Here is a 10,988-nt window from a genome sequence, read left to right as displayed (position 1 = left end):
GTCGGGCCGCTGCCTTGCGGCAACGACTGCGACGCCGACGACAGCCCCTGCCGCGTCGGCCCGAAGCCGACGCCGACCTGCGGGAACCACTGCGAGCGCGCCGCGCGGGTCGCCGCGCGCGCTTCCTCGACGCGCGCCGCCGCGGCCTTCAGGTTCTGGTTCGCGGCCAGCGCCTGCGCCTCGAGCGCATCGAGCACCGGATCGCCGAACGCCTTCCACCATTCGCCGCGATGCGCGGCGTCCGACGGCTCGGCGGTCTTCCACGTGCCGGCCTGCTCGCCCGGCGCGAGCGTCGGCGCTTCCTTGAACGCGGCGGGCGTCGCAACGTCCGGCCGCTGGTAGTCGGGCCCGACCGCGCACGCGGCGAGCAGCGACACGAGCAGGCCGCTCGCCGCCGCCTTCGCCACGCGCATCAAACCGGATTGAGTCTTCGAGTTATCCATTTTGTAGTCCTCAAGCATCGGGCGCGGGCACGCCATAACCGGCCGAATCCTTGCCGGCGACGTGGATCTTGCCGCCCGCGAGCGTGCGCAGCACGACGTAGAACACCGGCGTCAGCATCAGGCCGAACAGCGTCACGCCCAGCATCCCGAAGAACACCGCGATGCCCATCGCGTGACGCATCTCCGCGCCCGCGCCGGTCGACGTGACGAGCGGCACGACGCCCATGATGAACGCGATCGACGTCATCAGGATCGGCCGCAGCCGCAGCCGGCTCGCTTCGATCGCCGCCTCGAGCGGCGTCCTGCCGTCGTGCTCCAGCTCGCGCGCGAACTCGACGATCAGGATCGCGTTCTTCGCCGACAGCCCGACCAGCACCATCAGGCCGATCTGCGTGAAGATGTTGTTGTCGCCCTGCGTGAGCCACACGCCGGTAAGCGCCGACAGGATGCTCATCGGCACGATCAGGATCACCGCGAGCGGCAGCGTCAGGCTCTCATACAGCGCGGCGAGCACGAGGAACACGAGCAGCACGCTGATCGGGAACACCCAGATCGCCGAATCGCCCGCGAGAATCTGCTGGTACGTGAGGTCGGTCCACTCGAAGCGCACGCCGCGCGGCAGCGTCTCGTGCGCGATCCGCTCGATCGCCGCCTGCGCCTGCCCCGACGAGAAGCCCGGGGCCGGGCCGCCGTTGATGTCTGCCGCCGTGTAGCCGTTGTAGCGCACCACCATCTCGGGGCCGAACGTCGGCGTCACGTTGACGAGCGACGACAGCGGCACCATCTCGCCCGCGGCGTTGCGCGTCTTCAGCTGCAGGATGTCGTCCGCGCGCTGGCGGAACGGCGCATCCGCCTGCACGCGCACCTGGTACACGCGGCCGAAGCGGTTGAAGTCGTTCACGTACAGCGAGCCGAGATACACCTGCATCGTGTTGAACACGTCGGTGACCGACACGCCGAGCTGCTTCGCCTTCACGCGGTCGAGATCGACGTTGAGCTGCGGCACGTTGATCTGGTAGCTCGTGAACAGCGGCCCCAGCTCCGGCGCCTGCTGCGCGCGCTTGATGAAGTCGTTGGTCGCATCGGCGAGCTTCGCGTAGCCGACCGCGCCGCGATCCTCGATCTGCAGCTTGAAGCCGCCGAGCGTGCCGAGGCCGAGCACCGGCGGCGGCGGGAACACCGCGACGAACGAATCCTTGATCGCCCCGTACTGCTGGTTCAGCGCGCCCGCGATCGCGCCCGCCGACAGCGCCTTGCCGTGCCGCTCCGAGAACGGCTTCAGCGTAACGAACACGATGCCCGCGCTGGAGCTGTTGGTGAAGCCGTTCACCGACAGCCCCGGGAACGCGACCGCGCTCTCGACGCCCGGCTGCTTCAGCGCGATCGAACCCATGTCGCGGATCACCTTCTCGGTGCGGTCGAGCGACGCGCCGTTCGGCAGCTGCGCGAACGCGATCAGGTATTCCTTGTCCTGCGCGGGCACGAAGCCGCCCGGCACGATCTTCGACACCATCACGGTCGCGCCGACCAGCGCCACGTACACGCCGAGCATCACCGCCTTTCTCGACAGCACGCCGCGCACGCCGCGCCCGTAGTTCTCCGCGCCGCGATGGAACACCTTGTTGAAGCCCCGGAAGAAGCCGCCGAGCACGCGGTTCATCACGCGCGTCAGCCAGTCCTCCTTGTCGCCGTGGCCCTTCAGCAGGATCGCGGACAGCGCCGGCGACAGCGTCAGCGAGTTGAACGCCGAGATCACCGTCGAGATCGCGATCGTCATCGCGAACTGCTTGTAGAACTGGCCGGTCAGGCCCGACATGAACGCGAGCGGCACGAACACGGCGACCAGCGTCAGCGCGATCGCGATGATCGGCCCGCTCACCTCCTGCATCGCCTTGTAGGTCGCCTGCCGCGCGCTCATCCCGCTCTCGATGTTGCGCTCGACGTTCTCGACGACGACGATCGCATCGTCGACGACGATCCCGATCGCTAGCACCATCCCGAACAGCGACAGCGCGTTGATCGAATACCCGAAGCCGAGCAGCAGCGAGAACGTGCCGACGATCGACACCGGCACCGCGATCAGCGGAATGATCGACGCGCGCCAGGTCTGCAGGAACACGATCACGACGATCACGACCAGCGCGATCGCTTCGAGCAGCGTGTGCACGACGGCCTTGATCGACGAACGCACGAACTGCGTCGGGTCATAGACGATCTTGTAGTCGACGCCGGCCGGCATGTCCTGCTTCAGCTCGGCCATCGTCTTGCGCACTTCGTCCGAGATCTGCAGCGAGTTCGCGCCCGGCGACTGGTTGATCGCCATCGCGACCGCCGGCTTGTTGTCGAGCAGCGAGCGCAGCCCGTACTCGGACGCGTCGAGCTCGATGCGCGCGATGTCGCGCAGGTGCGTGACGCCGCCGTCCGGCGTCGTCTTCACGACGATGTCGCCGAACTCCTCTTCCGTCTGCAGGCGGCCGCGCGCGTTCACCGACAGTTGCAGCGGCGTGCCCGGCAGCGACGGCGACGCGCCGATCACGCCGGCCGCGACCTGCACGTTCTGCTCGCGGATCGCCTGCACGACGTCCTCCGCGGCGAGGCCGCGCTGCGCGACCTTCTGCGGATCGAGCCACACGCGCATCGCGTAGTCGCCCGACCCCCACAGCTGCACCTGGCCGACGCCCTGGATCCGCGACAGGCGGTCCTTCACGTTGATCAGCGCGTAGTTGCGCAGGTAGGTCATGTCGTAGCGGTTGTCCGGCGAGATCAGGTGCACGACCATCGTCAGCGTCGGCGAGCTCTTCACCGTCGTGATGCCGAGCCGCTGCACGTCCTCCGGCAGGCGCGGCAGCGCCTGGTTCACGCGGTTCTGCACGAGCTGCGTGGCCTTGTCCGGATCGGTGCCGAGCTTGAACGTGACGGTGATCGTCATGTTGCCGTCGCTGTTCGCCTGCGACTGCATGTACAGCATGTCCTCGACGCCGTTGATCTGCTCTTCGAGCGGCGACGCGACCGTCTCGGCGATCACCTTCGGGTTCGCGCCCGGATACTGCGCCTTGACGATGACCGACGGCGGCACGACTTCCGGGTATTCCGAAATCGGCAGCAGGAACATCGCGATCACCCCGGCAAGCAGGATGACCACCGATAGGACTCCTGCAAAGATCGGCCGGTCGATAAAGAATTTGGATATGTTCATGGCTGGCTCTGTCTGGTTCGACGCGAATGCGCGGCGGGTGCGCCCCTTACGAATTCGCCTTGGCCGGCGCGGCGGGCTTCGCGTTGTCGGCGAGCGGCGCGGACGGCGCCGATGGTGCATCCGCGCCCGTCATCGGCACCATGTGCGGCTTGACCTGCTCGCCCGGCCGCACGCGCTGCGTGCCGTTCACGATCACGCGGTCGCCGGCGGCGATGCCGCTGACGATCACGCGCCGGTTGCCGTGCTGCATCCCCGGCTGCACTTCGCGGTACGACACGCGGCCCTGCTGATCGACGACGAACACGAACTTCTTGTCCTGGTCGGTGTTGATCGCCGCGTCGTCGACGAGCAGCGCCTGGTGCGGCGCGCTGCCGCCGACCTTCACGCGCGCGTAGAGGCCCGGGACGAGCGAGCCGTCCGCGTTGTCGAAGCGCGCGCGCACGCGGATCGTGCCGGACGACGTGTCGAGCCGGTTGTCGACCGAGTCGATCACACCGCTCCTCGAATAGCCGGCTTCGTTCGCGAGGCCGAGCTCGACCGGCACCTTGCGGCCGTCGCGCGCGCCGCCGATGTATTGCAGGTAGGTCTGCTCGTCCGCGTCGAACGACGCGTAGATCGGCGACACCGACACGAGCGTCGTCAGCGGCGCGGCCGACGCGCCCGCCGACACGACGTTGCCGAGCGTGATCTCCGCGCGCGACACGCGGCCCGCCACGGGCGCGGTGATGCGCGTATAGCCGAGGTTGATGCGCGCGGTCTCGAGCGCGGCCTCGGCGGCCTTCAGGTTCGCGCTCGCCTCGCGCGCCGCGTTCTGCTTCTCGTCGTAGTCGCGCTTCGCGATCGCGTTGTCGCCGATCAGCCGCTGCGCGCGCTGCCAGTCGCTCTGCGCATAGCCGTTGCGCGCCTGCGCGGCCGCGAGCTGCGCGCCCGCGCGGTCGACTTCGGCCTGGTACGGGCGCGGATCGATCACGAACAGCACGTCGCCTTTCTTCACGAGCGCGCCGTCCTTGAAGTTGACCGACACGATCGTGCCCGGCACCTGCGGGCGCACGTCGACCTTCTCGACGGCTTCGAGGCGACCCGAATAGGCCTGCCAGTCCGTCACGGTCTGCGGCAAGACGGTTGCGACGTCGACTTCCGGCAGCGGCGCCGCCGGCTTCTCCGGCGCGCTCGCGCTGACGCGGATCGCGCCGAACGTGCCCAGGCCGACGACGGCGAGCGTCGCGACCGCGGCTGCGATCCGGGAACGAGGGGTGCGTAGGATGGCCATATAGATCTCCAGTGAACGTGGATTGGATTGGTTATTCAGTTCGATTCGCAGTCAGGTTCCGGTTCGGTCCGCGATTCAGCTCGGCTGCCGCGCCTGGAAGCGGCACTGGAAGAAGCGCACGGCTTCCTCGAACGCGAGTTCATGCGTCGCGAGCGCGGCGTGCGTGATATCCGGATAGCGGATCACCTGCGTGAGCACGCCGGATTCGATCAGGCAGCCTGCATACTTTTCCGCCTCGACGTGCAGCACGTCGTTCTGCGCGGTGACGATCAGCGTCGGCGGCAGCCCCGCGAGGCGCACCGATTCGAGCGGCGCCGCGTACGGGTGCATCCGCTGCGCCGCCTGCGGCAGGTATGCGCGATAGCACGCCGCGCATTCGCGCGCGGTGATGTCGGACGCGAGGCGCTCGGCGTCGCCGATGCGTGTCATGCTCGGATCGAGCATCGGGCCGAACAGCGCCTGTGCGGCGATCGGCACCTCGCCGCGGTCGCGCGCGATGAACGCGAGGCAGTTCGCGAGCTGACCGCCCGCGTCATGGCCGGCGACGCCGATCTTCTTCGGATTGCCGCCGAACGCGCGGGCGCGGGTCGCGGCCCAGATCGCCGCGCGATACGCGTCCTCCGGCGCGGCCGGAAACGGATGGGCCGGCGCGAGCGAATAATCGACCGAGACGACGAGCGCCGGTAAGCGTTCTGCTAAAAAGCGCGCGGCGAAATCGGCGTCGTCGAGCGTGCCGCGCACGAACCCGCCGCCGTGGAAATAAAGCACTACCGGCAGTCCGGTCTTGTCCGGGCGACGATACAGACGCAGCGTGATGTCCTGCGCGTAGCCGGGAATTTCGACCTCGGTGACCATCAGAGCCGCGCCGGCGCTGGGCTCCGTCGGCAGCGCGGCTTTCAGGAATTTGCTGAATTCAGAGGCGTCCATGAGGAAACGGCATCCATTTCAAGATGGAACGCATTCTGGGTCCGGCAGACATCCGGATAAATGCCTATAATCCGGCAACACAATTCAACGACTCCGAACAATCACGGGCTGCGTTTGCTTTCGAGGCAACGCAGCCTCTTTGTTCGGCGCGTCAAATGCGGAGGTTGCGATGGACCGGCTTCAGGCCATGCAGGTGTTTACACGCGTCGTCGACACGAGCAGCTTCACCAAGGCGGCGGAGACGCTCAGCCTGCCGCGGGCGTCCGTCACGACCATCATCCAGAATCTGGAAGCATTCCTCGGCGTGCGTCTGATGCACCGCACCACCCGCCGGCTGTCGCTGACGCCCGACGGCGCCGCGTACTACGAACGCTGCGTGCGGATTCTCGCGGACGTCGAGGAAACCGAGGCGAGCTTCCAGAACAACAACCGCAAGCCGCACGGAAAGTTGCGTATCGACATGCCGGGCTCGATCGGGCGGCTGCTCGTGATCCCGTGGCTGTGCGAATTCCATTCGCGCTATCCGGACATCGACCTGCAGCTCGGCCTGTCGGACCGCCCGGTCGACCTGCTGCAGGAAGGCGTCGACTGCGTGATCCGGGTCGGCGCGCTGCAGGACTCGTCGCTCGTCGCGCGCCGCATCGGCCTGTTCGAATGCACGTCGGTCGCGTCGCCCGCCTATCTCGAGAAGTACGGCGAGCCGCAGTCGATCGAGGACCTGAGCCAGCACAAGGCCGTCAACTACTTCTCGAGCCGCACGGGCCGCGTGATCGACTGGACGTTCCTGATCGACGGCAAGGAAGTCGAGATCAAGATGGACAGCGTCGTGTCGGTGAACGACGCGGACGCGTACGTGACGTGCGGGCTCGAAGGCTTCGGGCTGGTGCAGCCGCCGCTGTTCATGGTGTTGCCGCACCTGCGCGAGGGCCGGCTCAAGGAAGTCCTGCCCGGCATCAAGCCGCTGCCGATGCCGATCTCGGTCGTCTATCCGCACAGCCGCCACCTGTCACCGAAGGTGCGCGTGTTCGTCGACTGGATCGCCGAGGTGTTCGACCGCTGCCCGCTCCTGAGCGGCAAGGGCAGCCTCGACGCGACGTGCAGCAAGCGCACGTTCGAGGAAGCGGAACGCGCGCCGGCGCTCGACACGCCGGTGCTCAACGAGTGGGTCGCGTAAGAATCGCATGAGGCCGGCGCACGCCGGCCGTCCCGTCACTTCACCCGCCGTGCGCGCCCCTTTCCCTACGCGACATGGCCGGCGTGTCGCGCAGCCTCGACACGCACATCTACCGGCTGCGGATGAAGCTCGCGCTCCAACCGACGAACGGCGTGCGGCTCAGCACGATCGACACGCGCGGCTACCGGCTCGGAGTGGCCTGACGCATCGCAGCATGCTGCCGTCTCTCCATGATTAGCAGAAGACTATTGCGCCGATAGTACGAATCACATTGCACGGCACGCGCGGCGCCCCCGAAAACGGCACGGGCCGTGCCCCGCTCACCCCCGCCCGGCAAGGCGTTCCGCGATACCCCCATCGTTCGTGCGGTTTCCGATTGTTCCACTGGGGCGACAATTCAATTCACCGCAACGCCATTTATCAGCGGCGCTCGCGCTCTTAGAGTAGATCCTGTCGCGCAGCAACATGCGCATCGAATAGACAGGAGTCCCATCATGAAACGCCGCGGTCTGCTCTCCGCCCTTGCCCTTGCACTCGTCGTGTCCGCGCCGGCCTTCGCCGACACCGCCACGGCCCACGCAGGCGATTACGGCAATACCTCGCTGTACGCACAAAGCAACGGCCCGCGCACCCGCGCCGAAGTCCGTGCGGAACTCGAACAGTCGCAGCGCGACGGAACCGTCGCGTACATCCGCAAGGCCACGTCGTACGCGCAAGGGCTCGACCTCGTGCCGCGCCCGTATCGTCCGACGCCGGAAGGCAACCAGCTCGCAGGCGCGGGCCGGTAAACGCACGACGCCGCGCATCGGGTCGCCCCGCGCGCGGCGTCATGAATCACATCAGCCGGTTATTTGCAGGAGTTGCGCATCATGAACGATCAACTGCCCTCGCCGCTCGATCACTGGAACAGCGATACGCCGGTCTGGACGCCGTTCCGCCCGCAATCGCACTGACGCACGGTCAACAGCGCGTCAACGGCGCGGCACGCCGTCGCGCCATTCGCCCCAGTGCGACACGATGTCCTGCACGAGCGGATTGCCCGCGCGGTACAGGTTCTCGGTCGCCGGGACGAAGCCGCCCTGGTCCGCGTAGTTCAGCAGGTTGTCGACGCTCGTCTGCCCCGCATACGGGCGGTCGAAATCGGAGCCGGTGCGCAGCACCGCGACGCGCGACAGGTCCACCCGCTTCACGCTCGCCGCGCGCTTCAGCGCCTCGAACGTCGAGTTGTCTTCCTGCGCGGTCATGCAGTACGTACCCTTGTCGTCCGTCAGGATCTTGGTCCATTGCCGCGCGCGCTCGCCGAGCAGCGTGCCCGAGAACCACGTATTGCCCGACGACGTGTCGCAGCGGATCACCGAAGGCGGCTGGTTCGCGGGCGCGTAGCTGAATTTCGCACGCGCGGCCTGCGCCTGCGTGCTGTCGGCGAGCACGACGTTGCGCGACAGCGCGTACGCGGCGTCGGCCAGTTGCGGATTGAGCTGGAACACTTCGCTGCGGTAGTCGAGCGGCGGCTTGTCGCTCGGGCTCTTCGTGTTGATGCCGAGATAGCCGGAGTTCCAGCCGGCGGGAATTTCGCGCGCGTCGAGCTCCCACTGCAGGCCGAAATCGACGAGGTACTTCGCCCACGCGGCGGAGCCCACCGTCCCTTGCGCGGGATCGACGCCCGCGATGCCGGAGATCAGGAAATACGTGCGGCGCAGATCGAAGCGCTGCGAGAACGTCAGCGCCATGATCGACGCCGCGGCGTTCGCATAGCCCATGCCGGTCGTCATCACGCATACGTCCTGCTTGTTGCAGTGAACCGCCGGGTAATCTGGCGACAGGCCCGGCACCGTCACGTCGCGCCACGGGCCGAGGCGATCGAGCCAGGCCTGGCCTTCCGGCGCGAACATCGTGACGATCATGACCTTGACCGGGCGGCCCTGTGCACCGGTGTCGGCAAACGACTGGTCCGCATTATTGCCCTGCGCGATCGACGGCGCGGTCGCGCAGGCGGCGAGCGAGAAGGCGGCGGCGGAAAGAATGGAGCGAGTCAGCATCGGCGTCCTTTGTGTCTTTGTATAAGTGATGTTGAGTGTGAACGACTCTCGGAGACTGCGCGACGGAGTATAGAACGGTCCGTGTCCGATGCGAAACCCGCTTGCGATACCGGTTCCGCGAGAAGGTGAGGAATGCTATCGGGGCGAGCGCCGGGGCTACAACCGCGCGAGCCCCGCGACCCCGTAGCCGAGCACGACAAGTGCCGCGACGACGTGGCTCGCGGCAAGCAGCGCGGGCGACTTGACGAGGCGGCCGATCGCGCTGCCGCCGAACGCGAACACGAGCTGGCCGGTGAGGCTGCCCGCGAACACGCACGCCGCGCCGAGCAGCCAGTGACGATGCGCGGCGGCGGCAGCCGTCGCGTAGCCGTAGAACAGCAGGATCGTGAGCGGGTTCGCGAGCGTGACGAAGAACATCGACGTGAACGGGCGGCTGCCGGGCGCAGGCGCGTCGCCGTCGAGCGTGCGGCGGCGATCCCGCAGCGCCTGCCACATCATCCGCGCGCCCATCGCGAGCAGCACGAGCGCACCGGCCAGACGGAACAGCGACAGGTGCGACGCGAGCGTGCCCGCGAGCAGCGCGCCGATCGTGAACGCGACGACCGCATAGCAGCCGTCGGCCGTCGCGACGCCGGCCGCCGCGCGCACGCCGCTCGCGGTGCCGGCGCGCATCCCGTAGTTCGCGATCATCAGCGCAACGGGGCCGACCGACAGCGCGATCATCAGCCCGAACAGGAAGTCGTTCATCGGGAGTCGACGTCTTCGATGGAAAACGCCGATTCTAGCGACCGCAAAAATGTCCGGGGGAAAGTACGTCAGGCGACGTCGACGCGGGCCGGCCCGTCCGTCATCTCGCCGATCACCGCCGCGCGATCGAAACCGTCCGCGCGGAAGCAGGCGAGCACGTCGTCGACCGCATCGGGCGAGCACGCGACGAGCAGGCCGCCCGACGTCTGCGGATCGGTCAGCAGCGCCTGCGCGATCGGCGGCAGCGCGTCGCCGAGCCGCACGTCCGCGCCGTAGGCCGCCCAGTTGCGGCCCGACGCGCCGGTGAACACGCCGGCCGCCGCGAACGCCTCGACGCCCGCGAGCCACGGCAGCGCCGCGTAGCGCACGCGCGCCGTGAGCCCCGCGCCGCGCGCGAGCTCGAGCGTGTGGCCGAGCAGGCCGAAGCCGGTCACGTCGGTCAGCGCGTGCACGCCCGGCAGCGCGGCCAGCTCGGCGCCCGGCCGGTTCAGCTTGGTCGTGGTCGCGATCATCTGCGCGTAGCCGGCGTCGTCGAGCTGGTTCTTCTTCAGCGCGGCGGACAGCACGCCGACGCCGAGCGGCTTGCCGAGCACCAGCACGTCGCCCGCGCGCGCCGCCGCATTGCGCTTCACGCGCGACGGATGCACGACGCCGATCGCCGCCAGCCCGTAGATCGGCTCGACCGAGTCGATCGAATGGCCGCCCGCGACCGGAATCCCCGCGTCCGCGCACACGGACTCGCCGCCGCGCAGCACCGCCGCGATCGTCTCGTGCGGCAGCACGTTGATCGGCATGCCGACCAGCGCGAGCGCGAGCAGCGGCTTGCCGCCCATCGCGTAAACGTCGGACAGCGCGTTGGTCGCCGCGATCCGCCCGAAATCGAACGGATCGTCGACGATCGGCATGAAGAAATCGGTGGTCGCGACGATCGCCTGCTCGTCGTTCAGGCGATAGACCGCGGCATCGTCGGAGGTTTCGGTGCCGACGAGCAGGTCCGGAAACAGGGCGGGCGGCGTCGCGCGCTTCAGCAGCTCGGACAGCACGCCAGGCGCGATCTTGCAGCCGCAGCCGCCTCCATGAGACAGGCTCGTGAGGCGCGGAACGGCGGGCGGGGTCTGGGTGGCTTCGGTCATCGTCGGCATCGGGTGAATAACAACGTTCTATTATCGACAATTCCGCGCCGGCGTGCCCG

9 protein-coding genes and 1 pseudogene are annotated in these 10,988 nt (G+C 68.0%); 3 read left to right on the top strand and 7 right to left on the bottom strand.

Features of this window, described 5'->3' with window-relative positions; translation table 11 throughout:
• From HWX31_RS35050 to HWX31_RS25910, 4 genes are all read right to left on the bottom strand, one after another.
• Positions 1 to 443, bottom strand: a 443-nt coding sequence (locus tag HWX31_RS35050; RefSeq protein ID WP_244143852.1) for a TolC family protein, incomplete at its 3' end; no start/stop codon positions are given.
• A 10-nt stretch (positions 444 to 453) separates the two neighbouring features.
• Positions 454 to 3,639, bottom strand: a complete 3,186-nt coding sequence (gene ceoB / locus HWX31_RS25920) for a multidrug efflux RND transporter permease subunit CeoB (RefSeq protein WP_175933982.1) — start codon at positions 3,637 to 3,639, stop codon at positions 454 to 456.
• A 46-nt stretch (positions 3,640 to 3,685) separates the two neighbouring features.
• Positions 3,686 to 4,909, bottom strand: coding sequence for an efflux RND transporter periplasmic adaptor subunit (locus HWX31_RS25915; RefSeq protein ID WP_059618929.1), 1,224 nt, complete (start codon positions 4,907 to 4,909; stop codon positions 3,686 to 3,688).
• 75 nt (positions 4,910 to 4,984) lie between these two features.
• Positions 4,985 to 5,836 (bottom strand): alpha/beta hydrolase, encoded by an 852-nt coding sequence (locus HWX31_RS25910; protein ID WP_174965995.1) that lies wholly within the window; start codon positions 5,834 to 5,836, stop codon positions 4,985 to 4,987.
• Positions 5,837 to 6,005: 169 nt separating this feature from the next.
• Here HWX31_RS25910 and ceoR point away from each other — a divergent pair, with 169 nt between their 5' ends.
• The 3 genes and pseudogenes from ceoR (at position 6,006) to HWX31_RS25895 (ending at position 7,798) form a co-directional block, all read left to right on the top strand.
• The gene (ceoR, locus tag HWX31_RS25905) at positions 6,006 to 7,010 is read left to right on the top strand and encodes a putative multidrug efflux transcriptional regulator CeoR (RefSeq protein ID WP_174965994.1); all 1,005 of its coding nucleotides are present in this window, start codon (positions 6,006 to 6,008) and stop codon (positions 7,008 to 7,010) included.
• A gap of 68 nt (positions 7,011 to 7,078) precedes the next feature.
• Positions 7,079 to 7,213 (top strand): annotated as a pseudogene (locus HWX31_RS25900) (winged helix-turn-helix domain-containing protein); the annotation flags it as partial.
• A 291-nt stretch (positions 7,214 to 7,504) separates the two neighbouring features.
• The gene (locus HWX31_RS25895; RefSeq protein WP_059610438.1) at positions 7,505 to 7,798 is read left to right on the top strand and encodes a DUF4148 domain-containing protein; all 294 of its coding nucleotides are present in this window, start codon (positions 7,505 to 7,507) and stop codon (positions 7,796 to 7,798) included.
• A 183-nt stretch (positions 7,799 to 7,981) separates the two neighbouring features.
• Here the strand turns inward: HWX31_RS25895 and HWX31_RS25890 are convergent, their stop codons facing one another.
• From HWX31_RS25890 to selD, 3 genes are all read right to left on the bottom strand, one after another.
• Positions 7,982 to 9,049 carry a purine-nucleoside phosphorylase gene (locus HWX31_RS25890; RefSeq protein ID WP_174965993.1) on the bottom strand — a complete coding sequence of 356 codons (1,068 nt, stop codon included), beginning with the start codon at positions 9,047 to 9,049 and terminating at the stop codon, positions 7,982 to 7,984.
• Between the two features lie 156 nt (positions 9,050 to 9,205).
• A complete protein-coding gene (locus tag HWX31_RS25885) occupies positions 9,206 to 9,796 on the bottom strand; it encodes a LysE family translocator (protein WP_059610437.1) in 591 nt (196 codons plus the stop codon).
• 68 nt (positions 9,797 to 9,864) lie between these two features.
• The gene (gene selD / locus HWX31_RS25880; protein ID WP_063888974.1) at positions 9,865 to 10,929 is read right to left on the bottom strand and encodes a selenide, water dikinase SelD; all 1,065 of its coding nucleotides are present in this window, start codon (positions 10,927 to 10,929) and stop codon (positions 9,865 to 9,867) included.
• Positions 10,930 to 10,988: the final 59 nt, after the last annotated feature.

It is taken from the genome of Burkholderia ubonensis, from assembly GCF_902833085.1.
In the GTDB taxonomy this organism is placed as follows: Bacteria; Pseudomonadota; Gammaproteobacteria; order Burkholderiales; family Burkholderiaceae; genus Burkholderia; species Burkholderia ubonensis.
The sequence above is the reverse complement of the archived record's forward strand: the minus strand, read 5'-3'. Positions and strand labels throughout refer to the sequence as shown.

Bases quoted from the DNA above. Each gene is read 5' to 3' on its own strand.
- ceoB (WP_175933982.1), bottom strand. From the start codon at position 3,639: ATGAACATATCCAAATTCTTTATCGACCGGCCGATCTTTGCAGGAGTC.
- HWX31_RS25915 (WP_059618929.1), bottom strand. From the start codon at position 4,909: ATGGCCATCCTACGCACCCCTCGTTCCCGGATCGCAGCCGCGGTCGCG.
- HWX31_RS25910 (WP_174965995.1), bottom strand. From the start codon at position 5,836: ATGGACGCCTCTGAATTCAGCAAATTCCTGAAAGCCGCGCTGCCGACG.
- ceoR (WP_174965994.1), top strand. From the start codon at position 6,006: ATGGACCGGCTTCAGGCCATGCAGGTGTTTACACGCGTCGTCGACACG.
- HWX31_RS25895 (WP_059610438.1), top strand. From the start codon at position 7,505: ATGAAACGCCGCGGTCTGCTCTCCGCCCTTGCCCTTGCACTCGTCGTG.
- HWX31_RS25890 (WP_174965993.1), bottom strand. From the start codon at position 9,049: ATGCTGACTCGCTCCATTCTTTCCGCCGCCGCCTTCTCGCTCGCCGCC.
- HWX31_RS25885 (WP_059610437.1), bottom strand. From the start codon at position 9,796: ATGAACGACTTCCTGTTCGGGCTGATGATCGCGCTGTCGGTCGGCCCC.
- selD (WP_063888974.1), bottom strand. From the start codon at position 10,929: ATGACCGAAGCCACCCAGACCCCGCCCGCCGTTCCGCGCCTCACGAGC.